General features: G+C 36.8%; 32 protein-coding genes. All 32 read right to left on the reverse strand.

Annotated elements, in window-relative coordinates; genetic code table 11:
- Positions 1 to 55: 55 nt before the first annotated feature.
- The 32 genes from fin to CAO17_RS16995 all read right to left on the reverse strand — a co-directional run bounded on the left by fin (position 56) and on the right by CAO17_RS16995 (position 25,204).
- On the reverse strand, positions 56 to 286 hold the full coding sequence (fin, locus tag CAO17_RS16845) for an anti-sigma-F factor Fin (RefSeq protein ID WP_085993738.1): 231 nt from the start codon (positions 284 to 286) through the stop codon (positions 56 to 58).
- Positions 287 to 390: 104 nt separating this feature from the next.
- The gene (gene pth / locus CAO17_RS16850) at positions 391 to 957 is read right to left on the reverse strand and encodes an aminoacyl-tRNA hydrolase (RefSeq protein WP_085994539.1); all 567 of its coding nucleotides are present in this window, start codon (positions 955 to 957) and stop codon (positions 391 to 393) included.
- Positions 958 to 1,497: 540 nt separating this feature from the next.
- Positions 1,498 to 2,118, reverse strand: coding sequence for a 50S ribosomal protein L25/general stress protein Ctc (locus CAO17_RS16855; RefSeq protein ID WP_085993739.1), 621 nt, complete (start codon positions 2,116 to 2,118; stop codon positions 1,498 to 1,500).
- Between the two features lie 139 nt (positions 2,119 to 2,257).
- Positions 2,258 to 3,211 (reverse strand): ribose-phosphate diphosphokinase, encoded by a 954-nt coding sequence (locus CAO17_RS16860; RefSeq protein ID WP_085993740.1) that lies wholly within the window; start codon positions 3,209 to 3,211, stop codon positions 2,258 to 2,260.
- 14 nt (positions 3,212 to 3,225) lie between these two features.
- Positions 3,226 to 4,605, reverse strand: a complete 1,380-nt coding sequence (glmU, locus tag CAO17_RS16865) for a bifunctional UDP-N-acetylglucosamine diphosphorylase/glucosamine-1-phosphate N-acetyltransferase GlmU (RefSeq protein ID WP_085993741.1) — start codon at positions 4,603 to 4,605, stop codon at positions 3,226 to 3,228.
- A gap of 349 nt (positions 4,606 to 4,954) precedes the next feature.
- Entirely contained in the window at positions 4,955 to 5,245 is a 291-nt protein-coding gene (gene spoVG, locus CAO17_RS16870; protein WP_026680175.1) for a septation regulator SpoVG, read from the reverse strand.
- A 175-nt stretch (positions 5,246 to 5,420) separates the two neighbouring features.
- Positions 5,421 to 6,236 carry a pur operon repressor gene (gene purR / locus CAO17_RS16875; protein WP_085993742.1) on the reverse strand — a complete coding sequence of 272 codons (816 nt, stop codon included), beginning with the start codon at positions 6,234 to 6,236 and terminating at the stop codon, positions 5,421 to 5,423.
- A 67-nt stretch (positions 6,237 to 6,303) separates the two neighbouring features.
- Entirely contained in the window at positions 6,304 to 7,155 is an 852-nt protein-coding gene (gene ispE / locus CAO17_RS16880; RefSeq protein WP_085993743.1) for a 4-(cytidine 5'-diphospho)-2-C-methyl-D-erythritol kinase, read from the reverse strand.
- A gap of 218 nt (positions 7,156 to 7,373) precedes the next feature.
- On the reverse strand, positions 7,374 to 7,556 hold the full coding sequence (locus CAO17_RS16885; protein ID WP_085993744.1) for a small, acid-soluble spore protein, alpha/beta type: 183 nt from the start codon (positions 7,554 to 7,556) through the stop codon (positions 7,374 to 7,376).
- A gap of 202 nt (positions 7,557 to 7,758) precedes the next feature.
- Positions 7,759 to 8,016, reverse strand: coding sequence for a biofilm formation stimulator Veg (veg, locus tag CAO17_RS16890; protein WP_085993745.1), 258 nt, complete (start codon positions 8,014 to 8,016; stop codon positions 7,759 to 7,761).
- A gap of 245 nt (positions 8,017 to 8,261) precedes the next feature.
- Positions 8,262 to 9,161, reverse strand: coding sequence for a sporulation peptidase YabG (yabG, locus tag CAO17_RS16895; RefSeq protein WP_085993746.1), 900 nt, complete (start codon positions 9,159 to 9,161; stop codon positions 8,262 to 8,264).
- 144 nt (positions 9,162 to 9,305) lie between these two features.
- A complete protein-coding gene (gene rsmA, locus CAO17_RS16900; RefSeq protein ID WP_085993747.1) occupies positions 9,306 to 10,181 on the reverse strand; it encodes a 16S rRNA (adenine(1518)-N(6)/adenine(1519)-N(6))-dimethyltransferase RsmA in 876 nt (291 codons plus the stop codon).
- On the reverse strand, positions 10,132 to 10,740 hold the full coding sequence (rnmV, locus tag CAO17_RS16905; protein WP_085993748.1) for a ribonuclease M5: 609 nt from the start codon (positions 10,738 to 10,740) through the stop codon (positions 10,132 to 10,134). The genes rsmA and rnmV overlap by 50 nt, the downstream gene beginning before the upstream one ends.
- A gap of 94 nt (positions 10,741 to 10,834) precedes the next feature.
- On the reverse strand, positions 10,835 to 12,040 hold the full coding sequence (locus CAO17_RS16910) for a resuscitation-promoting factor (RefSeq protein WP_085993749.1): 1,206 nt from the start codon (positions 12,038 to 12,040) through the stop codon (positions 10,835 to 10,837).
- Positions 12,041 to 12,291: 251 nt separating this feature from the next.
- Entirely contained in the window at positions 12,292 to 13,065 is a 774-nt protein-coding gene (locus CAO17_RS16915; RefSeq protein WP_085993750.1) for a TatD family hydrolase, read from the reverse strand.
- Positions 13,066 to 13,088: 23 nt separating this feature from the next.
- Positions 13,089 to 15,044, reverse strand: coding sequence for a methionine--tRNA ligase (metG, locus tag CAO17_RS16920; protein WP_085993751.1), 1,956 nt, complete (start codon positions 15,042 to 15,044; stop codon positions 13,089 to 13,091).
- Between the two features lie 319 nt (positions 15,045 to 15,363).
- Positions 15,364 to 16,233 carry a 16S rRNA (cytidine(1402)-2'-O)-methyltransferase gene (gene rsmI, locus CAO17_RS16925; RefSeq protein WP_085993752.1) on the reverse strand — a complete coding sequence of 290 codons (870 nt, stop codon included), beginning with the start codon at positions 16,231 to 16,233 and terminating at the stop codon, positions 15,364 to 15,366.
- Positions 16,211 to 16,504 carry a GIY-YIG nuclease family protein gene (locus CAO17_RS16930; RefSeq protein WP_085993753.1) on the reverse strand — a complete coding sequence of 98 codons (294 nt, stop codon included), beginning with the start codon at positions 16,502 to 16,504 and terminating at the stop codon, positions 16,211 to 16,213. Before CAO17_RS16930 ends, rsmI begins: the two co-directional genes overlap by 23 nt.
- A complete protein-coding gene (locus tag CAO17_RS16935; protein WP_085993754.1) occupies positions 16,497 to 17,237 on the reverse strand; it encodes a tRNA1(Val) (adenine(37)-N6)-methyltransferase in 741 nt (246 codons plus the stop codon). The genes CAO17_RS16930 and CAO17_RS16935 overlap by 8 nt, the downstream gene beginning before the upstream one ends.
- A gap of 489 nt (positions 17,238 to 17,726) precedes the next feature.
- Complete coding sequence (gene yabA, locus CAO17_RS16940) at positions 17,727 to 18,083, reverse strand: DNA replication initiation control protein YabA (RefSeq protein ID WP_085993755.1); 357 nt, start codon at positions 18,081 to 18,083, stop codon at positions 17,727 to 17,729.
- Between the two features lie 14 nt (positions 18,084 to 18,097).
- Positions 18,098 to 18,922, reverse strand: a complete 825-nt coding sequence (locus CAO17_RS16945; protein WP_085993756.1) for a PSP1 domain-containing protein — start codon at positions 18,920 to 18,922, stop codon at positions 18,098 to 18,100.
- Between the two features lie 5 nt (positions 18,923 to 18,927).
- Positions 18,928 to 19,923: a DNA polymerase III subunit delta' gene (gene holB, locus CAO17_RS16950; RefSeq protein WP_085993757.1), complete on the reverse strand. Its 996-nt coding sequence runs from the start codon at positions 19,921 to 19,923 to the stop codon at positions 18,928 to 18,930.
- 116 nt (positions 19,924 to 20,039) lie between these two features.
- Positions 20,040 to 20,246, reverse strand: coding sequence for a DUF327 family protein (locus tag CAO17_RS21955; protein ID WP_281252966.1), 207 nt, complete (start codon positions 20,244 to 20,246; stop codon positions 20,040 to 20,042).
- Positions 20,247 to 20,257: 11 nt separating this feature from the next.
- A complete protein-coding gene (locus CAO17_RS21960) occupies positions 20,258 to 20,386 on the reverse strand; it encodes a hypothetical protein (RefSeq protein WP_281252944.1) in 129 nt (42 codons plus the stop codon).
- 135 nt (positions 20,387 to 20,521) lie between these two features.
- Positions 20,522 to 20,851 (reverse strand): cyclic-di-AMP receptor, encoded by a 330-nt coding sequence (locus CAO17_RS16960; RefSeq protein WP_085993758.1) that lies wholly within the window; start codon positions 20,849 to 20,851, stop codon positions 20,522 to 20,524.
- A gap of 81 nt (positions 20,852 to 20,932) precedes the next feature.
- Positions 20,933 to 21,568 carry a dTMP kinase gene (gene tmk / locus CAO17_RS16965; RefSeq protein ID WP_085993759.1) on the reverse strand — a complete coding sequence of 212 codons (636 nt, stop codon included), beginning with the start codon at positions 21,566 to 21,568 and terminating at the stop codon, positions 20,933 to 20,935.
- 16 nt (positions 21,569 to 21,584) lie between these two features.
- Positions 21,585 to 23,006 (reverse strand): aminotransferase class I/II-fold pyridoxal phosphate-dependent enzyme, encoded by a 1,422-nt coding sequence (locus CAO17_RS16970; protein ID WP_085993760.1) that lies wholly within the window; start codon positions 23,004 to 23,006, stop codon positions 21,585 to 21,587.
- Positions 23,007 to 23,395: 389 nt separating this feature from the next.
- The gene (locus CAO17_RS16975) at positions 23,396 to 23,587 is read right to left on the reverse strand and encodes a sigma factor G inhibitor Gin (protein WP_085993761.1); all 192 of its coding nucleotides are present in this window, start codon (positions 23,585 to 23,587) and stop codon (positions 23,396 to 23,398) included.
- Positions 23,588 to 23,667: 80 nt separating this feature from the next.
- A complete protein-coding gene (locus CAO17_RS16980; protein WP_085994540.1) occupies positions 23,668 to 23,931 on the reverse strand; it encodes a pro-sigmaK processing inhibitor BofA family protein in 264 nt (87 codons plus the stop codon).
- A gap of 126 nt (positions 23,932 to 24,057) precedes the next feature.
- Positions 24,058 to 24,267: a DUF2508 family protein gene (locus CAO17_RS16985; RefSeq protein WP_085993762.1), complete on the reverse strand. Its 210-nt coding sequence runs from the start codon at positions 24,265 to 24,267 to the stop codon at positions 24,058 to 24,060.
- Between the two features lie 15 nt (positions 24,268 to 24,282).
- On the reverse strand, positions 24,283 to 24,879 hold the full coding sequence (gene recR, locus CAO17_RS16990; protein WP_085993763.1) for a recombination mediator RecR: 597 nt from the start codon (positions 24,877 to 24,879) through the stop codon (positions 24,283 to 24,285).
- Positions 24,880 to 24,889: 10 nt separating this feature from the next.
- Complete coding sequence (locus tag CAO17_RS16995; RefSeq protein WP_085993764.1) at positions 24,890 to 25,204, reverse strand: YbaB/EbfC family nucleoid-associated protein; 315 nt, start codon at positions 25,202 to 25,204, stop codon at positions 24,890 to 24,892.
- Between the last annotated feature and the right edge of the window lie 36 nt (positions 25,205 to 25,240).

The following is a 25,240-nucleotide window of genomic DNA, read 5'->3' on the forward strand; positions in this document are numbered from 1 at the left end:
TCTTCAACTAAGCGCAAAAATGCCTTGGCCAGTGCCAAAGCTCTTCATGCGTATTTTATTGTATAAAAAAGTCTAGCTCATGATATTGCGGATGCTGTCCTAACGTGTCCTCACAGCTTTCGCATATCGTCTTTACATGAATATCACCGTTATCATGATATTGTATCATTTCTTCCTTTTCTTGACCGGAAAGCTGATTAAATCCTAACATCGAAGAATCAACTACTTGATTATCTAGCTTTCCTATCTCTTGCCCACAGTGCCGGCATTGATAGACTATTGACAACTAAATTCCTCCTCGGTTAAACGATTCAAACTACTATGAAGTTTATCCGAAAAGAAATTTATTATACATAGTTCTCCTATCCTGGATGTGGACTGTGATTCCATCTAATTATTGTTATATTCATTCATTACCTCAAGAAATGACTTCCCTCTTAACCAATCCTCACAGGCGTCTGCGGATGTTTGAACACTACTTGCCATATTTTCCTGTTCCTTCTTAGAGAATGTTCCTAAAACGTAATCAATAATAGGTGTATTATTCGCTGGTCTTCCAATGCCAACTCGTATACGTTTAAATTCTTTTGTGCCAAGATGATCAATGGTGTTCCTTACACCATTATGTCCGCCGTGACCACCTTTTTGACGTAGTCTGATTTTTCCTGGGGACAAATCTAAATCATCATAAATAACAAGTAGATCCTCCACATCTATATTGTAAAAATCCATTAAAAGTCGAATGGATTCCCCCGAAAGGTTCATATAGGTTTCAGGCTTAAGCAATATTACTTTTTCCCCTTCAAAGGGTTCCATCGTAAATCTCCCTTTGAATTTTGATTTACCGAATTCCCAGCCATTTCTTCGTGCTAGTTCATCTACAACCATAAATCCTGCGTTATGTCTTGTCTGATCATATTTTTTTCCTGGGTTTCCTAAACCGACGATACATTTCATTTTTTGCTGGCTTCCTTTATTTGTAATTAATCTTTTTAAGTTAAACACTTTCATGATACCTCATTTAGAAATAAAAGCAACTTTAGTAAATTTTCTTACTCTTTAAACCTCGCAAAGAACTATGATAAAAGGTAACTTATCAAGGCGAATCGTGCGTAATTTTCGCTGCGGAAATACACTACGCATCCCATGGGTAGCTGTTAAATCAGCTTCGTGCTATCGATGCCTTTCCTTCCACAGGGCGAGGAGCACCTATGACAGCGAAGCATCGTACGCAGAAAACTACTTTTTTGTGTGGGATACGTCGTTGACGAAACCTGCGGGAAAATTATGTGTCAAGCCGTGTCCTAAAGTACGTAACTGCCCGATGTGGAAATCAACTCGCGCACACATCAATTTATGACAGATCGTTCTATTTAATGCATGAAACAACCGACTTATAGGAAAGGGCCAATAAGAAATACAACAATCCCTCCTACTAAGAATTTATTGTTTCAAGCTTCTTAATGGAGGGTTGTTATTTTTATGTTTTAGCTTCTGTTATTCTTCATTTCCAGCTTCTTCTTGTTCTTCTTCTACTGCTTCTTCTAATTCCTCTGAATGCTCTTTTGCTACTTCTGTATCTGGTGCAAGTACGGTAGCTACCGTTGTTTCGGGATCATCAAGAATTTCGTATTTATCATTCACTGGTATATCCGCTACGGTCTTACTATCCCCAATTCCTAAAGAAGATATTTCTAATGTTATTTCTTCAGGGATATCATTTGGCTTTGCCCGTACTTGAAGTTCAAATAAAGGCTGCTGTAAAATTCCATTTCCTTCAAGCTCACCATCAAGTCTGATTGGAACAGTAACATCCCTTTCTTCTGACATATCAACTTTATAAAAGTCAGCATGTACCATTTCATCTTTCATAGGGTCTACCTGATAATCATGGAACATTACATCAATGCTTTGTCCTGATTCAACAACAAGTGAGAGAACTGCATTTCTCCCATGTTCCCGAATTACTTTTATCAGTTCAATACTATCCACTGCAATTGGCTGTGGTTCTTTATCTTTCCCATAAACAATGGCAGGAACTTGTCCACTTTCTCTTAAATTCTTTGTACTTGAACGTGTTAAATCTTCTCTTATATTAGCCTTAAGTGATACTGACACGCTATCATCCTCCAAATTTATTTACTGAATACATGAAAGTTCAATAAGCCTTTCTTTGCTAATCAACTTTTGCAATCATCGAATGGAGCTAAATGTTAGTCAATACATTTATTCCCTAATATAGAGAAAAATAAACACTTTAGTCGAAAAGGATACTTACTGATTGTAATTCGTGAACACGGATAATCGCTTCACCGATTAACGGTGCAACAGATAAGGTTGTAATCTTATCAATTTTCTTTTCATTTGCTAAAGGAATACTGTTTGTAACTACTAATTCCTTAATCTTGGAATGTTCAATTCGCTCAATAGCTGGCCCTGACAACACTGGATGAGTGCAGGCTGCATAAACTTCTTTTGCACCGCTTTCTATTAATGCATTTGCTGCTAATGTAATGGTTCCTGCTGTGTCAATTATATCATCTATTAAAATTGCCGTCTTTCCTTCAATATTTCCTATAATATTCATTACTTCAGCAACATTCGGACGAGGTCTACGTTTGTCGATAATCCCAATTGGTGCTTTCAAACGATCAGCCATCTTGCGAGCACGAGTTACTCCACCGTGGTCAGGTGAAACCACAATAGGATCCTCTAATCCTTTTGATTCAAAGTAATTTGATAGAATTGGTACACCTTGTAAATGATCAATTGGAATATCAAAGAACCCTTGAATTTGAGGAGCATGTAGATCCAGTGTAATTACACGATTTGCTCCGGCTGTTGTAATTAAATCAGCTACTAATTTAGCAGCAATTGGTTCACGTGAGCGTGCTTTACGATCCTGTCTAGCATAACCATAGTAAGGCATAACAATATTAATGGATTTTGCGGATGCCCGTTTTAACGCATCTACCATAATTAACAATTCCATTAAATGCTGATTAACTGGAGCACAAGTCGATTGTATGACATAAACGTCGCAACCACGAACACTTTCCTCAATGTTAATTTGTACCTCACCGTCACTAAATGTTGAAACGGTAGATATTCCTAGAGGCACCCCAATATGATGGGCAATATCTTCTGCTAATTTAGGATTTGAATTTAGCGATAATACTTTTAACGATCCATCGCTGTACTTTGGTGACATGAATTTACCCTCCGTTAATCTCGTTTTCGGTTTTTTATTCTTGAAACATAGCCTTCCTTATTCGTTTGTCTTGATCTTGCAACAGATAAAGCATCCCGGGGTACATCATTTGTAATGGTTGATCCCGCTGCAACATATGAGCCTTTTCCAATTGTTACTGGTGCAATTAAATTGGAATTACACCCAATAAACGCGTCATCTTCTATCGTGGTCAAATATTTATTGGTACCATCATAATTCACTGTTATTGTACCACATCCGATATTCACATTGCTTCCTACATCTGCATCTCCAATATAACTTAAGTGAGAAGCCTTACTTCGATCACCCATCTCCGTCTTCTTCACTTCAACAAAATTACCAATTTTCACTTCGTTTCCAATGGTGGATTCCGGCCTGATATGTGCAAATGGACCAATGTTTACTCTATCGCCAATTTTGCTATCACTAGCAACACTTTGCTTAATAACTGTCTCTTCGCCTATTTCGCAATTTGTAATTTCACTGTTGGGGCCAATTTCTGTATTCTCTTTAATCACTGTTTTTCCTCTAATGATCGAACCAGGATGAATGACAACATCTTGTTCAATACGAACACCGGGTTGAATGTATGTGTGATCTGGGTCAATAATAGAAACGCCATTTCTCATATGCTGCTCATTAATTCTCTTCTTCATAATTCGTTCCGCCTTTGATAATGCAACCCGATCATTTACACCCAGCGTTTCTTCAAAGTTTTCCGTCATAAAGGCGCTAACTTTGTCCCCTTTCCCACGAAGGATCTCAATAACATCCGGTAAGTAATACTCTCCTTGTGCGTTTTCATTGGAAACTTCTTTTATGGCAGCAAAAAGGGCTTGATTATCAAAACAATATGTACCAGTATTTATTTCATCAACTTGGAGTTCTACTTCATTTGCATCCTTATGTTCAACAATTCGTTCTACTTCATTATCAATATTGCGAATAACCCTTCCATATCCAGTTGGATCATCAGCTTTAGTGGTTAAGATAGTAGCACTTGCTTGTTCTTTTTCATGGAAGTTAAATAGTGCACTGAACGTATCACTTGTAATTAATGGAGTATCCCCACAAACTACAATGGTTGTTCCTTCCTTATCCTTTAACAGGGCTTCTGCCATTTTTACAGCATGACCTGTTCCAAGCTGTTCCTCCTGAATAGCGAACTCACTTTGGTTACCGATAATCTCTTTTACTCGTTCAGCCCCAAAGCCAACAATGGTTACAAGTTCATCTAATTGTAGGGGATTTAATTGGTCAATAACATGCTGAACCATTGGACGACCCATTACAGGATGTAATACTTTATATAATTTCGACTTCATTCTTGTTCCTTGCCCAGCTGCGAGTATCACAGCATACCGATTCGTCATAAGGATACCTCCAATATTACTTTTATCCATTATAAAATATATCTTAAACGTAATATGATTTCAACACTTTGAGAATATTAAAATATAGGGATTTTGTTATGCAGTTGCGGGGATATGGAAGGAATTAACAAATAGTTTTTCAAATGCTGTTGCATGAGGATTGTTGTTTCAAGGAAGTGATTTTCTACTGAGTAGGCTGAAGCTGTGCCTTAAGTTTCGCACTGCCCGTAGCGAAAATTAATTCACATCATCCTTCAACCACGAAGGGAAATACAACGGCATTGACACCAAATTGACAAAAAAAAGGTCAATCTTGGTTAAAAGATTTGACCCCTTCGTTAATCATGATTTAGGAAGCGCCTGCTTCTTCATATTCAACCTCTGCTTCACCTGCACGGTGGTATTCCTCTAATACCGCATCTTGAATTTTAGCGCGTGTTCCAGAATTAATCGGATGTGCAATATCTCGGAATTCACCGTCAGGAGTGCGTTTGGATGGCATTGCCACAAATAATCCGTTGTTACCGTCAATAACACGGATATCATGAACAACAAATTCCTGATCCAATGTAATCGATGCTATTGCGCGCATTCTGCCCTCTGTATTCACGCGGCGTAATCTAACGTCGGTTACTTCCATGATGTCTCACCACCTTTTCCCTTTGAACTTACTAAACTATTTCAACAAAATTTCATAAATTCCTGCTTAAAATAGAAAAAAAATTATATATTTTTAAAAAGAATGCTAGACATTGCATTAAAAAAAGACTAAAAAGCCCATTAAATCAGCTTTTTAGCCTCTATTAATCTTCATATTATTCAATAGAAAAATTTCCTGCCTGAACTTCAATTTTATTATTTAATAAGTCCACATTGGTAATTTTTATTAAAGATGTATAATCTGTAACAATCCGCTCTTCTTCTTCATCATCGGCTTCAGCTAATACACCGATTGCTTGAACTTTTGCATTAAATTCTGATAATAGGCTAATCATTCCGTTAATCGTGCCGCCAGCTTTCATAAAGTCATCAATAATACAAACATTGCTTCCTTCAGGCAAACTCCTTTTCGGTAGAACCATGGTTTGTATTTTCCGAGAAGACCCTGAAACATAATTAATACTTACAGAAGACCCCTCCGTTACCTTAGGGTCTCTTCTTACAATAACAACCGGAACATTTAATAAAGACGCAACTGAATATGCTAACGGAATCCCCTTCGTAGCTACCGTTACTACTACATCAATATCTAATTTAGAGAATCGCGAAGCAAAAATACGACCAATCTCACGCACAAATTTTGGATTGCCTAAAATATCTGTCATATATAGGTAACCACCCGGTAGGATTCTGTTCGCATCCTCTAATTTCTCGCGTAAATCCCCAACGAAGTCTAGTGACTTTTCCTTTGATAATTCAGGAATATATTTTACGCCACCACCGGCACCCGTCGTTCGTTCTAAGTACCCCAATCCTTGCGTTTTTAACACATTATCAATGATATCAAGATCCTCACTTATAGATGACTTAGTCGTTTCACATAAATCAACAAAATATGGTAATTGTATATGCCTTCTAGGATTTTCCATAAAAAATTCGGTTAAAATGACTAATCGGTTACTCCTTTTCATTTCTACACCTCAGAAACCGTATATTTACAATATAATATACCACTATTATACGATTTTTGGCAACTAATCACCCAGTTATCCGAACTAAATATACCTCTTCACAAAATCCTCGCATACCATTATAAATCCTTCTAGCCTTACTTTCCTGTTCTATTAGGCCATATACCGTTGGGCCACTTCCGCTCATTAAAACCCCGCTAGCACCAATATTTTGCATTGCCTGTTTTATTTGCTTAACCTCTGGATACATCGAACATGTAATGGATTCAAGTGAATTACCTATATTTGCACAAAGCATAGGGAAGTCCTTCTCTTCTAACGCTTTAATAACAAGAGGTGTTTTAGGATGATATAATTCATCGACATTTACACGGTTAAAAATCTTCCAAGTGGAAACGCCGATATTCGGCTTTGCAAGGACAACCCAACAAGGTGGAGGAGATGCTAATTTTTCAATTTTTTCGCCATACCCTCTAGCAATTGCCGTGCTACCATATACACAAAATGAGATATCTGCTCCAATTGTTGCTCCTAAGGCCGCAAGTTCATCCAATGGAATATTTAAATTCCACAGGCGATTTAATCCCCGTAAGACTGCAGCAGCATCAGCACTTCCACCACCGAGTCCAGCGGAAACAGGAATACTCTTCTCAATCAGAATATGAACTCCCTTTTTTATACCGTATCTTCTTTTAAAAGCAACTGCTGCTTTATATGCTAAATTACGTTCATCACTCGGAACAAATCTGCTTTCTAAAGAAATTTCAATTTTATCTTCTTGAAGTGAAAACATTTCGACTCGGTCGGATAAATCAATCGTTGTCATAATCATTTCTACATCATGTAGTCCGTCTGCACGTTTTCTCAACACATCTAGTGATAAGTTTATCTTTGCTGGCGCCCTTTCTATCAGAGCCATACCATCACCTACTTGTACCATTCAAAAGATAAACAAATTGTAACACATTAAAAAAGTGGAGGCGACTGTTTAGAAGCGAACACAGAAGAGCAATAGCCTCTAGAAGACATAGCTAGACATTAAAAGGTGGAGCCGGGTGCTAGGATTAAATACATAAACAGTCAATCAAATCGTCACGTTTACTATATTAACTATATTGAAAAAAGACAACTCCTAAATTAGGAATTGCCTTTTTCATTCATGTTCTGTTGTGCTATCTCAATAGCTCGCTTTACCATGTTGCCGGCATCTCTTGCTTTAATGCCACCCCAGCCTTCCTGCTGTACCGTGTCGTAAAACCCTAATTCCTTGGCAATTTCTTCTTTCATTCGGTCTGACATGATTCCTTTTCGCCTAGCCATGAAAGTCATCCCCTTAAAGGTATAATTTACGACATGAATAGGTTATGTAAAATGATTAAATTAAAAACTGGAAATATCATACAAGAGGGGTAAAAATCTTAAAAAATTAATGTTTATTTTTTTCCTCCCTTGTACAAAATAATATGTACGAATGAGATATAAAGAAAAAACAGTAGACTTGGGATTGTCCACTGTTTTCAGATTAAATCATTGATGTATTACGATCTTCTAAAAAGTTGATTTCTACAGTTTCCGTTAGAACGTCGGCATAGCTGTATGAAACACGTTCGAATGCATTTTCGTCTTGATCTAGTTCAACAATAAAGACAGAAGGATATGTTTCTGCTAATGTTCCTTGGCGTTCAATCGTCTTTCTTCTTCCACCATTAGCTTTCAATTTCAGCCTTCTACCAACCTGTCCCTCAAGACCTTGCTTAATTTCGATTAATGTTTTAGCCAATACACTCCACCTCACTAGTTATAGTATATCATATACTTGTATAACAGTCAAAACTTAACATTATACCAAGAGGTGTTTTTTACTGTCAACAAGGATTACTGTCTACTTTTTATATTATTTGTCAAACTTAGTAATTTATGTATAGATTTTCTAATTTAGTTACAAATGATAATAATAATGAAAAAGGAAAATGCGTAAAATGTTTTACTATTTTCCCTATAAAAAAAGGAAACCTTTCTCCTTTTTTAGGAGTAAGGTTTCCCTTTGTCATTCTCTTCTTCATTTTCTTCATCTTTCATATATGGCATGCCTGTGCGTAATAAACCTCTCGTCTCTACGCCCCCCATACCTTTTTCACCAGTCATTGTATTTCGTAAAGCATCCCACACACTTACACTCTCCATGAATGAAGTATAGGCAATTTTAGCAGCAATATAGACAGGGTCCAATGCATGAATATTTATCCGAAATGGGGAACTTGCAAAATTAGCCCCTGCACGTATCAAAGATTCAAAGTGTGATTGACATGCACCGGCAAATATAACTAGCTGATCAAGACTTGGATTGATACGTCTAGCCTCTCGTACAGTTTCAGCAAAGTATTTCGAATGCCTATATGCGCGAAGATCATATTTTTTTCCCTTATTTTTTGAGTAGGAATCATGTCCTGTAATAACAATAATATCTGGTTGAATTCTCTCTACCAGTGAACCGATCTCACTTGGCATATCTTTCTCATATAAATGCACTCCATGTACTTGAAGGCCCAATCGATGATAAAGCTCAATACATTTTCTTAAGTACATTTGATCTCCATCCAAATGAAGAACCTTGGCAGGGAGTTGAAAATACTTTGCATAATGATGATAACCATCAGAAGCCTGATAATCTCTTTTTTCTTTCATAAGTTGATAATCCTGCCGAAAAAGACGATAAGAAAATTCTTCTTTTTCTTTTTCTCTTTGCTTTCTTTTTTCTAAATCCCTCTCCTCAATCTTTGACAGGTCATCAACTGGAGCATCGACCTCTAATCGAAAATCCTCACCATACAGTTGTGCGATATTATTCTTTATAGTTGCTATACGAAACAATAAATCATGATTATAGGATTTCCTCGTTACAAGGGTTCCATTTGAAAAGCTCATACATTCACCTCACAGCCTTCATAAAGGATGAAAGCATTCCTCCTATAAACTATGAGCGAAAATGTATTATGTGCGTATAGCCTAGTAACCTTTTAATTAAATAAAGGTCAATTATGGGTTAGCAGATATTAGGATAATTATTTATTACTTCGTTTCTTTAAAGAATGTATTTGCCAAGCGAGCAAATTCCCCAATATCCAAAGACTCCCCACGCCTTTTTCCATCAATACCTGACTTTTCTAGGACATTATGGATAACATCTTTATCATACCTATCCTTAAAATAACTCTTTAAGTTATTTTGTAACGTTTTTCTACGTTGAGCAAAGCTTGCTTTTACGATATTGAAAAAGAAATCTTCATCCTCTACATGAACGGGTGGACGCTCTCTCATTTCCAATTTTAAAATAGCAGAGTCTACATTTGGCTGCGGCATGAACACACTTTTAGGAACAGGCATAGCGACCTCCGCTTCCGTATAATACTGAAGGGCAATGGTTAATGACCCATAACTTTTTGTATTCGGCTGGGCTGCCATACGTTCTGCAACTTCCTTCTGAATCATTACCGTTATACTGGAAACCGGCAATTTATCACGTACCAATTTCATAAGAATTGGTGTCGTAATATAATATGGCAAATTTGCTACAACATGGATATTCTGTTCCTTGGTAAAGTGTTTGCGTATGACTTGAACTACATCAGCTTTTAATATATCCTGATGAATCAACTCAAAATTATTATAACCATGAAGCGTATCCTTCAATATAGGCAATAAACGTTGGTCAATTTCAAATGCAACCACTTTATCCGCATGGATCGCTAATTGCTCGGTAAGTGCACCAATTCCTGGGCCTATTTCAATAACACCTGCTTGCTTATCAATTCCTGCATGCTTTATTATATTTCGAAGGACATTGACATCGATTAAAAAGTTTTGACCCAAACTCTTTTTAAATGAAAATCCATATTTATTTAGTATTGCTTTTGTTCGAGTCGGTGTTGCGATATAATTCGTCATTCTGTTCCTCCTGCATTAACGTTATTATTGCTTGATCAAATTGTTCCTTTGAAATTTGAAAAACTGTTAGTCGTTTCAGTAGTTGTTTTCCATTCGTATGACCGATTTGGAGGATTTCTCCCAATCGATCCCGTCGTTGGCTTGCCTTAGTTGTTCCAATTAAGCCATGATTAATAAGATCTTTCTGGGTAATTTCACTCTTCGTTTGCTCTGTTAATTCATAAACATCTGCTAAGGCCCTTTGTATCGCTTGAATGGAAGCATGTTCAATTCCAAGGCTTTTATTATGAGGGTTTGCGGCTCTTGCTGCATCTTGTGTTAGAAACGCATGCTTACAACCTGGGATATGGTTATCAATGATATGTCTTATTCGTTTACCTGGATAGTCTGGGTCGGTAAAAATAATGACACCACGCTTTTCTTTGGCATGTTTAATCTGTGCCAGAATATCCTTATTGATTGCCGAACCATTTGTTTCAATGGTATCTGCATCAACAGCTAACTTAATACGTGCAGTATCATCCCGTCCTTCCACCACAATAACTTCTTTAATTTTCACTTTTCTTCCTCCAACAATATAAATAGAAAACAGCCAATCATACGTAAAAAGCTCCTACCATTAGCATGGTAAGAGCATATAACTTACATACATCTTAATCAAGAATTTTCACTTGAACATTACGAACGCCCCATTGATAAGCTTGTGATTTATTTGGGACATGTATATCAATTCGACTACCTTTAATATGTCCTCCAGTATCTCCAGCAATTGCTTCACCATAACCCTCAACCCAAACTCTTGTACCTAGTGGAATAACATTAGGATCCACGGCAATTACCTTTTTACTTGGATTGGACTTCAGATTGATACCTGTTGCAGTATAGCCGGAACATCCACTACAGCTTGCTGTAAATGCGCTAGCTTTCATGTTAAGCGTCTTTCCTCCTGAATGATTACTACTATCCGTTGAAGTAGATAAAGTAGCAACACTTGCTTTAGGTTTTTTCGTACCTACTGCAACTATACGTTTAACTGGTTCCTCTTTAACTTCTGTATCTAATAATTTACGTTCTACTTCTTCACCGTTCTCTAGTGTAATTTCATATGTATTAACAACTTTACCTTCTTTTCCTTCTCTAATAACCTTCTCTGTTCCTTTTAATAGAGAATTATCTTCTTTGGTTTCTGTTTCAAATGTAACTTTTTCTTCTATTACCTCTTCTTGTACTTCTACACGAACTATTTCAATGGAAGTGTCTTTCGTTACCTTTTCTTCTAACGCAGGCTTAACTCTGTCATCTTCATCAATGGTAATACCATTCTGCTTTAGCAGACTCTGTATTGTACCGCCCGTCGTTTTAATAACCTGTTCTTCCCCACCATCGTTGATTGCAACATCAAAAGCTTTTGTAACATCTATCTGCAAATCATGTTCGATTTTATCTGTGTTCTTTAATGATATATCATCATGCTCAGAGAATGACAGATTTTCTTCCTCAAAAAATCCCCCGACTGTATCAGCAGTTGAATAATATGTATTGGATTGACCATCCACCACTAAAGTAATCTGATTAGCCGTATCATAATCAATTATCATACCGTTCTCAATTTCTGTACTTAAGTCATGTGACAACTGATCGTTTTTACCAACGGATATCCCTACTTCTTTCAGTAGCTCGCCAACAGTATCCTTATGGGTGTTTACTGTTTTATTTTCGCCGTTGTCCTTTAGCACTACTTCAGTCTTCGTAAATTCATAAATAACAATACTGGTGAAAATAACTAGTGCAAGAAAACCTATACTAGAAACTACCAGCTTCATTTTCGACGCCGGCAATAGCTTTGAAATATATCTCATGCTCCTTGCCCCCTTTGATATGATAGATTATAGTAACAGAAATGATTAAAGTAAATGCTTTTCCTATTACGATTGTTTTACAATTCCATTACATCATTTTCTATTTTCGTGGTGAGGCATTGATATAAACGGGTTGCAAGAGACACTAAAAACGAAAAAAATAAGGGGATATCCAATCGGTTTCCCCTTATTTTAAATCAAAACATATAGGTTTTATAGAAAAATAGTAGATTTCCCTCCAAATTTTACAATTATGTTTCACTAATTCCAAAGAATCGGAATGCATTATTTGTTGTAATTTGACTAATTTCCTCGAATGACACTCCTCTTAGTTCAGCAATCTTTTCTGCTACTAGCTTCACATATGCTGGTTCATTTCGCTTTCCTCGATTTGGATGTGGTGCTAAAAACGGTGCATCCGTTTCAACTAATAAGCGGTCAGCTGGAACTTGCTTCGCCACTTCCTTTGGTAATGGAGCGTTTTTAAAAGTAACAGGGCCTCCTAAAGAGATATAGAAATTCATATCAAGACATGCTTCAACATAGTCAACAGAATCATTGTAGCAATGCATAATGCCTCCAACTTCTTCGGCATTTTCTTCTTGTAAAATTTGAATAATATCCTCTGTTGCTTCTCTATTATGAATAATAATTGGCATGTTAACTTTCTTTGCTAACTGAATTTGCTTACGAAAGACATCTTTTTGAATACCTTTCGGTGACTTATCCCAATGATAATCAAGTCCCATTTCTCCTATGGCCACAACTTTAGGATGGCTGGATAATTCCTCAATCCATCTTAAATCTTCATCTGTCATATCAATCGCATCTACTGGATGCCAGCCTACTGCTGCATAGATTGTTTCATTTTGTTCTGCAATCTCAATTGCTAATGGTATCGTTTCACGGTCAAATCCCACCACTGTCATATATTTAACATTAGCATCAAACGCCCGCTTTATCGTTTCATCACGATCCTCTATAAATTGTCTTGCATTTAAATGCACATGAGTATCGAATAACACACTATCCCTCTTTTAACTTTTTATTATTTAACGACAGATCCATTTGGTAAGGACGATTCTACAGTAGCTAAGGATAGATTTCCGTTTTCATCCTCACCTGATAAAATCATTCCTTCCGACATTTCACCGCGTAATTTGACAGGTTTTAGGTTCGTAACACAGATTACTTTTTTCCCTACTAATTCTTCTGGCTTGTAGTACTTGGCAATTCCTGAAACAATTTGTCTTTTTTCTGTACCTAAATCTAATTGTATTTTTAGTAGTTTATCTGCTCTTTTAACCTTCTGTGCATCGATTACTTCTCCAACACGCATATCTACCTTCATAAAATCGTCGTATACGATTTGTTCTTTTTTCTCGTCCACTTGTTTTTTCGATTCTTCTTCCACTGCAGGTCGCTTCATCATAGATTTAATTGCTTCTACTTCTTTCTCAACGTCCAATCTTGGGAAAATAGGATTCCCCTTTTGCACCTTCGTACCCACTGGAATTTGACCATCTGTATAAATACTATCCCATACTTTTAGGGATTCGTCGGTAATATTTAGCTGTCGGAAGATTTCGCTAGGTGCCTCTGTTAAGAACGGTTGAAGCATAACTGCAGTTTTGCGTATAGACTCCGCTAAATGTGCCATGACATTTCCTAATCGTTCTTTACTTGCTTCATCCTTAGCAAGTACCCATGGTTGTGTTTCATCAATATATTTATTGGTACGACTTATTAATTGCCATAATGATGAAAGAGCAACTGAAAACTGCATGTCTTCCATGGCATCTTCCACTTTCCTAATAGATTCCTTCGTAAATTCTTCTAAAGACGCATCCACTTCTGTTTCTGATACCTTAAATGCAGGTATTTCACCATCAAAATACTTTTGAATCATTGCAACGGTACGATTCAATAAATTACCTAAATCATTAGCTAAATCATAGTTTGTACGTTCTACAAAGCCTTCTGGCGTAAATACGCCATCTGAACCGAATGGAACTTCACGTAATAAGTAATAACGTAAAGCATCTAGTCCATAACGATCAATTAAACTTACTGGATCGACGACATTTCCTTTTGATTTGGACATTTTTCCGTCTTTCATCAAAATCCATCCATGAGCAAATACCTTTTTAGGTAATGGTAAGTCTAATGCCATTAAAATAATAGGCCAATAAATAGTGTGGAAACGTACAATTTCCTTACTCATTAAATGAACATTTGCTGGCCAATATTTTTTAAACTTCTCTTCATTATCCGAACCATAGCCAAGTGCTGTAATATAGTTTGTTAGTGCATCCACCCATACATAAATAACATGCTTAGGATTTCCTGGGACTTTAATTCCCCAGTCAAAAGAAGTTCTAGATACAGCTAGGTCTTCTAATCCTGGTTTGATAAAGTTACTTAACATTTCATTTTTTCGACTTTCAGGTTGGATAAATTCTGGATTATCTTCATAGTATTGAATCAGTCGATCAACATATTTACTCATTTTAAAGAAGTAAGATTCTTCTTTTACTTTATCAACATGGCCGCCACAATCTGGACAGTTTCCATCATCTAATTGCCGTTCGGTAAAAAATGATTCACAAGATGTACAATACCAGCCCTCATATTCATCTAGGTAAATATCACCTTGTTGAACCAGTCGATCAAATATTTTCTCTACAACTCTTTTATGGCGTTCTTGTGTAGTACGAATAAAATCATCATTAGATATCTTAAGTTTTTTCCACAAATCCTGAATACCGTCGACAATTTCATCGACATATTCCTGTGGAGATACCCCTTTTTCTTCTGCCTTTTTTTGTATTTTCTGTCCATGCTCGTCCGTTCCAGTTAAATACATTACATCATAACCACGCATGCGCTTATATCTCGCCATTGCATCACCTGCAACGGTTGAGTATGCATGGCCAATATGTAAATTTCCACTTGGGTAATAGATTGGTGTTGTTATATAAAACGTCTTCTTATCCTCTGGCATACTGCTACCTCCTAAAAATCGACAACCTTCTTTAATAAATAAACTATTTCTATTGTAGCCATTTTAACGGAATTTGCCAAATACTGTGCAATATAATTATTGCCCGAACTCCCTAATCATAAGCCTCTAAATTGCATATTCTATGAAAATAGTTTTGTTAAGATAATGTAAATTTTTTAAAACTCTATTTACAATAACAAAAATTATCTGTTAAAATAAGATAAATCATAAAAGTCATAAAGAGAGCCGATGCTTGCGATAGCACGTCGGCTCTTTTTTTATTTTCGCACTTTAATGTTTGATTGGTCTCCCTTACTTTTTATTTCACATGATATTCTTGATATATTTCCCGCTTAGGAGACTTCCTATCATTAGCTACTTGTTTAATAGCCTCCTTACTTGTAAGTCCCTGTTTGATATAATACTTTACATGGTCATTTACCGATAAATTACTCCACCAATTGGCCTTCTCTTCTTCTACCGCTTTGTCATTCCCATTGACAATAAGACAAAACTCACCTTTTAATTCACGGTCATCTGCCCATTGCATTAGTTCTTCCAACGTTCCACGGGCAAATTCCTCAAAGCGCTTTGTTAACTCTCGGGCGGCAACTGCTTTTCTATTTCCTAAAACGTGATACATGGTACGTAACGTTTCCTTTACCCTATAAGGAGATTCATAAAAGAGTAATGTTGCATTTACAGCATGTAGTCGATTTAACTCCGCTTCCTTTTCTTTTTTCTTTCTCGGTAGAAAACCATAAAAGTAAAACTCATTCGTAGGCAGGCCTGATCCGACTAATGCACATAATGCTGCATTGGCACCTGGTAACACAACAACATTTAAATCCTCTTCCAATGCAGAATAGACCAAATCGAAGCCAGGATCTGAAATCGCAGGCATTCCTGCATCACTAACAATTGCTATAGATTCTCCGTTTTCCATCCGCTCCAATAACTGACTTTCTCTAGCCTTTTTACTGTGTTCATGGTAACTGATAAGCGGTACATGAATGTCAAAGTGAGTAAGGAGCTTCTTTGTATTTCTTGTATCTTCCGCAGCAATAACAGACACTGACTTGAGTATATTCAACGAACGATATGTGATATCCTCTAAATTGCCGATTGGTGTTGGCACCACATATAAAGTCCCAGTAGATTTATCATCAAAGCTCTTTTGTATCTTCATTTTGCATCACTTCTTTCAGCCAATTCCGAATGAGGAGTAATTTTCCTTTTCGTTCTAATTGTTTAATTTGATATTCCTTTCTCATCGCTTCTTCCTTCGTTTCAAACTTCTCTATATAGACAACTTTAAAAGGGCCCCTACCTCTAGTATATTTAGCACCTTTTCCTTCTCTATGCATTTCCAAACGATGTTCTAAGTCATTTGTATAACCAGTATATAAGGAGTCATCTCCACATTTTAAAATATAAACGGTGTGTTGTCTTTCATCCATAAATTATTTCCTCAGCTTCCTTTGTATAAGTACCATCGTGATTATAAATATATAATGGGGACAAGACCTTTAAATCTACATTACCATCACGAATTCCCTCGATTAATAGCATGTTTGCTTCTTTTCCCTTTTTAGGATATACAAGCTGCATGCGCTTTGGTTCCAATTTGTATTTTCTAAATAGACTGATGATATCTATTAGACGACTTGGCCTATGGACCATCGACACTTTACCTCCTGGTTTAACATGTAGCTTACAGGCCTTTACTACATCCTCTAAGGTGCAGTACACCTCGTGTCTTGCTATCGTTAAATAGTCATTCTGATTTTGGACCTTTTTAGAGGGTGTCCGAAAATATGGAGGATTACACGTCACTACATCAAATGAGCTATGCCCTAAGATAGGTTTCATTTCTTTTAAATCACCATGTATGAAGCGGAGCTGGCCTTCGAGGTTATTCAATTCAATATTACGCTTAGCCATACTAAAGATACGCTCCTGTATCTCTACCCCTGTTATCCTGGCTTCTGTTCTTCTCGATAATAGTAAGGAAACAGCCCCATTACCAGTGCATAAGTCTAATATCTCCCCTCTTTTCTTAGGGACAGATGCAAAATGGCCTAACATCACTGCATCAAGTGAAAATGCAAATGCTGTCGGACTTTGAATAATACGCATGCTTTCATCCGCTAATAAAAGGTCAATTCTTTCATCATCGTATAGTTGTACCATCGCTCTCTCCTGTTCTACTCCTTATATTCAAGTTGTTTCATGTATCATGTTCCATTTAATAAATCGCCGATTACATCAATTTCCTTTCACATTTGAAGGATGATGTGCAATAACTTAATTTCTTTGCATGTTGATTTGCGTTACGGACAGTCGCACACCTTAGGGCACGGTTTCAGACTCCTCAGAAGAAAACCACTTCCCGCTCAGGTCTAGACACGTGCCTTTCCCACAGGACAAGGAAGGGTTCGTCAGCCGCCTTTGGTGCGCGTAGTATATTTCCGTAGCGGTATTAATGCACCGATTATCTTCGCCTGGTTACTGCGCATTCTATAGATATTGCGCAATAACTGTAACCACATAAAAGATAAAGCATACTAATACCCGTTAAATGTAAAGCAAGCTGCCTCTAAGGTGAGACAGCTTGCTTTCACTTTATGTTATAAGCGATAAGTATGCCGGATTAAAAAACTGCCGTTTCATTGTATGATCTTATTTCGTCTTATCGAAGAATTCAAGGCAAAACATACAGTCTTCATTTCTTCTAGGGCTTCCAAATTCCAAATTACATATATGAAAACCTTCATCATACAACCTAGCTAAATTATCGTAACCCTCACTTGGTAGCTTTTTCTTTTTGGGAGACGGCTTCTTTTCATTTTTCATTTCCTTTGTATCATCACCGAGCATATCCAAATGGTTCCTAAGATTATGGTTTTCCATTGCAAGTCGATGATTTTCCTCCAAGAGGTCACTTAACTCCTGCTTTAGATCCCCTAATTGCTCATATAGCTCACCAATTTGCTTTTCCATGTCTGACACTTGGTCAAAGATTTGTCTATTCCTCACGCCCACTCACCTCGTCATTCTGTGGCTTGCGCTAAAATTCCTTCTTCTATAAGTTCATCTAATGTATACTCAATCACACGTTCCTTTTCAGGAATTTCAATTTGGATTAGCCTTTCTAGAATATTTAATCCAACAACTTTCCCTTTCCCATATGGTGTGGTTATAGCTTCCCCAATATCCGGTAATTCACGCTTTGCCGTTTCATATTCATCATTTTCGTATTTTAAACAGCACATTAAACGTCCACATAAGCCAGAAATTTTTGCGGGATTTAAAGAAAGATTTTGATCCTTTGCCATTTTAATAGAAACAGGCTCAAAGTCTCCTAAAAATGTAGAGCAGCATAACATTCTCCCACAAGGGCCTATACCGCCAAGCATTTTAGCCTCATCCCTAACTCCGATTTGACGTAGCTCAATCCTTGTCTTAAACATGGCCGCTAAATCTTTTACTAGTTCACGGAAATCCACACGTCCATCAGCAGTAAAGTAAAATATAATTTTATTCCGATCAAATGTATATTCTACTTCAACTAGATTCATATCTAGTTGATGATCTTTAATTTTATCTGTGCATATATTGAAAGCTCTTTTGGCTTCTTCTTGATTCTCTAATACAGTTAACTTGTCCTTTTCATTCGCTACCCGAATTACCTTTTTAAGTGGTAGGACTACATCTTCCGTATCAACCTTTTTATTATGGATGACCACCTTACCGAATTCTATCCCGCGTATGGTTTCCACAATAACATAGCTATTTAAGTCTATTGTTTCTTCCCCTGGGTCAAAGTAATATATTTTACCCGCCTTTTTAAATCGTACACCAATTACTTCTATCATTTGTTTCACCTCTTCATTTGAAGCGTTAGTTGTTCAAACACCAAGGTTGGTTGAACATTCTGCTTCAATTTTCTTTTTGCAGACAATATCGCATTTAATATATCCATTAATCGATCCTGTGAAAAAGTCATCGCTGCCTTTTCTAGTAATACATGGTTTGAATCAAAGAACACAAGATCTCTCTCATTTCCAAGATGGTAATAAAGAATGTCCTTAAATGCTAATAATATCAAATCAAGTCCTCTTTCCTGATCATTTCTATCTTTGAAGTGAGGTATCAAATGACTGTGAATAAATATATATACGTCGTCAGGACTAGTTGAGAGTATTTCTATTAATTGTACCACTAATTTTCTCGCTTCTGCAAACCACTCACCTTTATTCCACTCTATTGCATCATGCAAATTATTGGTAAGTGCACTCATTAATGAAGCAGTCCCAGCATCTAATCCATTTTCCTCTAATTGCGCTTTAAATAACAACGGATTAAGTGGTTTCAAATCAATAACCTGACATCGGGAACGGATGGTAGGTAAAATCGACTGGCTATTTTCTGTTAACATAATAGCCGTGGTCTGCCTGCTAGGTTCCTCTAAAAACTTTAAAATCCGGTTAGATGCATTTACGGTTAAAGTATCAGCATCTTTAATAATGTATACCTTCTGATTGGATTCAAGCCCTGAATAGGTAAATTCCTTTTGTAACTTCTCAACTTGTTCTTTTTTGATAGACATTCCATCTGGTTCAATCCAATGAACATCTGGGTGATTATGGGAAGAGATACGTTTACAGTTCCTACATTCATGACACGGCTCAGTTTCCGATCCATTTAATCGTTCACAAAACAGAACCTTTGCAATGATTAATGCAATATCTGTCTTACCTGTACCACGCTCTCCCTGAAGTAGATACGCATGAGAAATACGGCCTTTTCGAATGCTATTTTTAATTATTTTACTGGCTAATGGCTGTATTTCTTCCATTTCAGACCATGTTTTCATATGTACCCATCCTTCATTCTATATACAAATACTTGTCCAAAAGGAGATAGTGAATACTTCTATCAATACGTAAATGCCCTTCCATATGAAAGGACATATTCTCATTTCCATTTAAGTTACGTATACAAATTAATAAGCAACCCTTTTATTTCACCTATCAAACCAAGAATTTGAATAGATTTTTCCTCTTGATTCATCATTTGCTCTGTCAGTTCCATCAACTTCTCATCAATCTGTTTAACAATAGTCATACTAGGACTTCCATTCATACTAAAACTGTGCTTCTTTTCTAATTCTAATCCGCTAGAAACCGTTTCGTCTATGAAGGACTTAACTAGACGTTAAATTTCACCAAGTCTTTAAATGTTCGGGAACGTGATAATATATTTCCTTGTAACGTAATATTTTTCATTAGATGATCGATTTCCTGTTGCTTATGGAAAACGGTTTGGGACTGAAGCATATTATGAAAGGACTTTGTTTCAGATGGAGCTTGTTTCAGATACGTTGTATCCGTATGTCTCTACATTTCATTCGTAATTTTCAACTTGCTTCGTCCCCTTTTAGTTTAAAAGTTACCAGACCTTTTGAACATCCTTTAAAATTGATAAAATGATTCAATCGGCAGAACAAACACAGTAGCACCACCCACTTCCACCTTAACTGGATTAGGAATATAAGAATCCGCATTCCCACCCATTGGTGAAATTGGTGCAACCATTTGCTCACGGTTAGAACAATTGGTTTTAATAATATCTAAGACTTCATCCACATTTTCATCTTTACAACCAATCATAATGGTTGTATTTCCTTCTTTTAAAAAGCCACCTGTAGAAGCAAGCTTTGTGGATTGAAAGTTCTTTTCACCCAGTGCATTAATTAGGCGATTTGTGTCCTTATCTTGAACCACAGCCATGACTAGCTTCATATCTCAGCCTCCCTTATACAATTAAAACAGTAGTACAATGAACTAATATAGAATATGATATTTTGGAATAACAGTGCACAATCATCCCTCATTTTCAAGATAGGAATGTATACATTTAAATGCCTCTTCTTCAACCTGTTCTACCGGCTGATTCGCATTAATCTTTTGGACACGGTCTGGGAACCTTTCTAGAAGAATTTGATATCCTTTATAGACTTGCTCATGAAATAAAAGGTGTTCTCGATCGAGACGATTCTTTTCCCTATCCATATCAGATGCAATGCGTTCAAGTCCCTTCTCAGGCTTAATATCAAAAAATAGAGTCTTGTTTGGCATCTGTCCCCCAATAGCAAATTGATTAATTGCAAATACTTCATCAATTCCAAGTCCACGTGCAAAGCCTTGATATGCTAAACTGCTATCAATAAATCGATCACATAGTATTATTTTCCCTTCCTTTAAAGCTGGAAGTATCTTTTCAACTAAGTGTTGTCTTCTTGCAGCAGCATAAAGTAAAGCCTCTGTACGATCTTCCATATTTGTATTATTGGTATCCAAAATAACATTTCTAATTTGTTCTGCTATTTCAATACCACCCGGCTCGCGTGTTGCTAGTACTTCATAACCTAATGATTCCAACCTATTCTGCATTTTATGCAAAATCGTTGTTTTCCCAGCACCTTCTCCGCCTTCAAATGTAATAAAATGTCCGTTCAACTTTACGTTCCCCTTCTTAATTATTACAGTATACTTTCATACCATGCTCTCTCTGCTGGAGTTTAACACCCTGTGAAATCAAATGTTGAATCGTAAGAATATGTTCATCCATTACCCGCTCCCCCTTTAAAATGAAAGGAATCCCGGGCGGATACGGAATAACTGCTTCAGCAGCCACCTTACCAACGGCATCTTCAAACGAGACATGTTTATATGTTAACTGATTCATTTCTTGGTAAGTTAAAGCTAATTGCTGAATAGGGGTAGCAAAAAGCTTTGATATATCTATTGTAGCATGTATTGAATCTTTTTTTAATCGTTCATTAATGGTTTTTACAGCTTTTTTCAGCCGATTTAATTGCTTATATGGTGCTAAGCCAAAGATAAGCAAAATCTGATTATCTGTTATTAGTTCTGGAAATAACCCTACCTCTTCTAATAGATTTCCAACATCTGTAATTGAATAAAAATGTTTCACGTGTAACGTAATTTTTAAAAAATCACTATTTTCTGTCAACGGTAGAACTTCCCAGCACTTACAACCCTCTAAAATCGTTCTTACATGGAGAATTGTATTCCTGATTTCTACTAATTCGGATTGCGAAATGTTAGCCAAAAAGGCTCTCGCTATATCCAATGAGGCCATTATTGGATAGGATGGACTGCTAGATTGTATCATTTGCAAGTAATAAGCAATTCGGTCTTTTAAGGGAAAATCCGTTTTTATATGTAAATAGGATCCTTGTGTCATCGCAGGGGCCATTTTATGTGCCGATTGTATAACGACATCTGCCCCCAATAATAGAGCAGATGATGGAAGTGGAGATCCTAGGGAAAAATGAACTCCATGAGCTTCATCCACTAAAACAGGAACATCCCATTCATGCGCTAAATCTATCATTCTTTTTATATCATAGGTTTTTCCAAAGTAGTCTGGGTAAGTTAGGACAATTGCCTTTACATCTGGATGCTTATGGAGAGCCTCTTTTAACACATCTACCCTAGGATTAGTATATCTCTCAACCGTAGAGTCGTAGTCAGGTGCAATAAAAATTGGCTCCGCTCCACTTAGCTCCAGCGCATTCATGATAGATTTGTGGCTATTCCTTTGCACAATGACTTTATCTCCAATTTGACAGCAGGCTAAAATCATTGCTAAATTTCCAGAAGTACTACCGCCAACAAGGAAGAAGGTTTCATCCGCATGGAAAAATTCCGCAGCTAATTCCTGGGATTCCTGAATGACACCGGTTGGCGCATGTAAATCATCTAGTCCAGTCAACTCTGTGAAATCCAGTTGTAGAATATTTTCAAAGTCTTCTCTTGCCTCATTAAAAAAAACTTCCCCATTCTTATGGCCTGGCACATGAAAGGATATGGGATTTTTTTCTCTAAATTGTTTTAATCTATTATATAATGGCGTATTTCCTTGATTCATAACATATCCCCATTTCTATTGCTACTAGGTGTTCAAAAGGAGGATAAAAAGGACCGGTCCCGCTAAGGCCACAACGTCCGTTACAGCGCCTCCTAAGACCCACGTCCTGTAGGCCTGAACGAACCAATCCCCCACCTAAAAGGTCTCCATTTTCCCACCATTTTTGGGGTGGGGGTATTACTACTCTCCCCTTAATCTGTGCTAAAAGGTACATGAGAAGCGGGAAAGCAGGCTTTCACAGAATAAGGTGACTTCTGGTTCCCCACAAGACCGTGGACAATTTTAGTATAAGGCCATCTACAGTGTCATTTTACCGGCCTCTTGAACAACCTTCGCTATTATTCCTATACTAAGACAAGAAAAAAAGCCTTTGCAAGCAAAGACTTGGATTAAGAATATAATTTCGGTTTACTAATGTTTTTAAGTTTATGCAAGTAATAATTATACTTTTCCTCTCTAGGTTCTGTATGAATAATATTATGTTCACATTCTGAGCAGATAAACATGTTGTACAAATGAATTCCTGTTTCTTTTTCATCCTCACAAATACCACAGCGTTCATGAAAATTGGTTTGTTTCATATTCCCACCTCCGTTAGAAACTAGTATCTCCTAATCTAACGGAAAATATACAAAGAAACTTTGAAACTTTAATTCATGGCTTACATAATAAATAGATGTATGGCTGTTAGGGAGGCCACTCCAAATAACCCTAAAAATCCAGCAACTACTGCAGTAAATAGGTTTATAGGGATATGAAGTCCTATCGCTCCACCAAAAACATTAATAAAAAATAAGAACAATACTCCTATCCCTAGCTTAATAATAGTTTGTCCAATAAAGCGCATGGGTTTTATTGGTGCACCGACAAGCAATAAAATAATGATTAATGAAACCATTATCGTGATAACGAGTGTGGAACTCAACATAACCAACCCCTCTTTTTATCCTCTCTTTATTAATAAAGGTATGATGAAAAGAAAGAAAAAAGAACAAAAAGAGCAAAGGGCGTTTTTTCCCTTTGCTTTCTTCTAAACTATCAATCTAGTATTTCAATGAAAGGCACGAAGCTTACGATATCTTGCTTCCTTTAGTAAGAAGACATATTTTGCTTGTGCAAGAGACTCCAGTATATATCCACCCTCCATTGGTTCAATGCTTCTTTTCATCATAGATTGGATTTGTTTCCATTCGCACTCTAACTGGTGAATACTTTTTATTAATTCCATATCTATTTCGTTTTTATTGTACTTCTTTCCCATGCACTCACCTAATTTCTACAGATCTCTTCGACCTTCTAACGCTTTAGAAAGCGTTACTTCATCTGCATATTCCAAATCCCCACCAACAGGTAAACCATGGGCAATTCGCGTTGTGCGGATTCCTGATGGTTTCACAAGACGAGAAATATACATCGCCGTTGCTTCCCCTTCTATATTAGGATTCGTAGCGAGAATTAACTCTTCTACCTCTTCATCTTTCAAACGATTAATTAAATCAGGTACATTTATATCTTCTGGTCCAATACCATCCATCGGAGAGATTGCACCATGTAGAACATGGTATCTTCCTCGGAACTCTTTCATTTTCTCCATTGCGATAACATCTTTTGGATCTTGTACAACGCAAATAATGGAATTATCCCGAGATGCATCGGAACATATCGCACATGGATCTTGGTCAGTAATATGTCCACAAACGGAGCAATGTGTTAACTCACGTTTTGCATTTACCAACGCATTAGCAAAATCCATCACATCATCATCTTTCATATTTATGACAAAAAAGGCCAGGCGGACAGCTGTCTTAGGTCCAATACCTGGCAATTTTGTAAAACTGTCTATCAGTTTTGAAATTGGCTCTGGATAATACATCGTGTGCCTCCTAGAACATTCCAGGCATATTTAGACCTTTCGTAAACTGCCCCATTGTGGAATTTGTTTTATCATCAATTTGTTTTAATACGTCATTTGTAGCAGCTAGAATTAAGTCTTGAAGCATTTCGATATCATCTGGATCTACTACTTCTTCTTTAATTTGAACATCTGTAATTTCCTTTTTACCATTTGCAATCACAGTAACCATTCCGCCACCAGCAGATGCTTCAAACGTCATTTCATGTAGCTCATCCTGTGCCTTCATCATTTTCTTTTGCATTTTTTGCATTTGCTTCATCATATTGTTCATATTTCCCTTCATGGAAATACCTCCTTCATAATTTCAGTATAGTAGCTT

It is taken from the genome of Oceanobacillus senegalensis, assembly GCF_900176885.1.
GTDB lineage: Bacteria > Bacillota > Bacilli > Bacillales > Amphibacillaceae > Oceanobacillus > Oceanobacillus senegalensis.

What these genes read in the sequence shown, in the direction of transcription:
- CAO17_RS16970 (WP_085993760.1), bottom strand. Translation starts at nt 23,006, where the DNA reads ATGAATCAAGGAAATACGCCATTATATAATAGATTAAAACAATTTAGA.
- purR (WP_085993742.1), bottom strand. Translation starts at nt 6,236, where the DNA reads ATGAAAAGGAGTAACCGATTAGTCATTTTAACCGAATTTTTTATGGAA.
- CAO17_RS16945 (WP_085993756.1), bottom strand. Translation starts at nt 18,922, where the DNA reads ATGATAGAAGTAATTGGTGTACGATTTAAAAAGGCGGGTAAAATATAT.
- pth (WP_085994539.1), bottom strand. Translation starts at nt 957, where the DNA reads ATGAAATGTATCGTCGGTTTAGGAAACCCAGGAAAAAAATATGATCAG.
- holB (WP_085993757.1), bottom strand. Translation starts at nt 19,923, where the DNA reads ATGAAAACATGGTCTGAAATGGAAGAAATACAGCCATTAGCCAGTAAA.
- rsmA (WP_085993747.1), bottom strand. Translation starts at nt 10,181, where the DNA reads ATGACGAATTATATCGCAACACCGACTCGAACAAAAGCAATACTAAAT.
- CAO17_RS16930 (WP_085993753.1), bottom strand. Translation starts at nt 16,504, where the DNA reads ATGGATGAAAGACAACACACCGTTTATATTTTAAAATGTGGAGATGAC.
- CAO17_RS21960 (WP_281252944.1), bottom strand. Translation starts at nt 20,386, where the DNA reads ATGCTTCAGTCCCAAACCGTTTTCCATAAGCAACAGGAAATCGATCAT.
- CAO17_RS16995 (WP_085993764.1), bottom strand. Translation starts at nt 25,204, where the DNA reads ATGAAGGGAAATATGAACAATATGATGAAGCAAATGCAAAAAATGCAA.
- CAO17_RS16960 (WP_085993758.1), bottom strand. Translation starts at nt 20,851, where the DNA reads ATGAAGCTAGTCATGGCTGTGGTTCAAGATAAGGACACAAATCGCCTA.
- CAO17_RS16935 (WP_085993754.1), bottom strand. Translation starts at nt 17,237, where the DNA reads ATGGTACAACTATACGATGATGAAAGAATTGACCTTTTATTAGCGGAT.
- metG (WP_085993751.1), bottom strand. Translation starts at nt 15,044, where the DNA reads ATGCCAGAGGATAAGAAGACGTTTTATATAACAACACCAATCTATTAC.
- CAO17_RS16975 (WP_085993761.1), bottom strand. Translation starts at nt 23,587, where the DNA reads ATGAAACAAACCAATTTTCATGAACGCTGTGGTATTTGTGAGGATGAA.
- CAO17_RS16910 (WP_085993749.1), bottom strand. Translation starts at nt 12,040, where the DNA reads ATGAGATATATTTCAAAGCTATTGCCGGCGTCGAAAATGAAGCTGGTA.
- yabG (WP_085993746.1), bottom strand. Translation starts at nt 9,161, where the DNA reads ATGAGCTTTTCAAATGGAACCCTTGTAACGAGGAAATCCTATAATCAT.
- glmU (WP_085993741.1), bottom strand. Translation starts at nt 4,605, where the DNA reads ATGACGAATCGGTATGCTGTGATACTCGCAGCTGGGCAAGGAACAAGA.
- CAO17_RS16985 (WP_085993762.1), bottom strand. Translation starts at nt 24,267, where the DNA reads ATGGGAAAGAAGTACAATAAAAACGAAATAGATATGGAATTAATAAAA.
- ispE (WP_085993743.1), bottom strand. Translation starts at nt 7,155, where the DNA reads ATGGCTCTGATAGAAAGGGCGCCAGCAAAGATAAACTTATCACTAGAT.
- rsmI (WP_085993752.1), bottom strand. Translation starts at nt 16,233, where the DNA reads ATGAAGATACAAAAGAGCTTTGATGATAAATCTACTGGGACTTTATAT.
- recR (WP_085993763.1), bottom strand. Translation starts at nt 24,879, where the DNA reads ATGTATTATCCAGAGCCAATTTCAAAACTGATAGACAGTTTTACAAAA.
- spoVG (WP_026680175.1), bottom strand. Translation starts at nt 5,245, where the DNA reads ATGGAAGTAACCGACGTTAGATTACGCCGCGTGAATACAGAGGGCAGA.
- CAO17_RS16860 (WP_085993740.1), bottom strand. Translation starts at nt 3,211, where the DNA reads ATGTCACCAAAGTACAGCGATGGATCGTTAAAAGTATTATCGCTAAAT.
- CAO17_RS16885 (WP_085993744.1), bottom strand. Translation starts at nt 7,556, where the DNA reads ATGGCTAGGCGAAAAGGAATCATGTCAGACCGAATGAAAGAAGAAATT.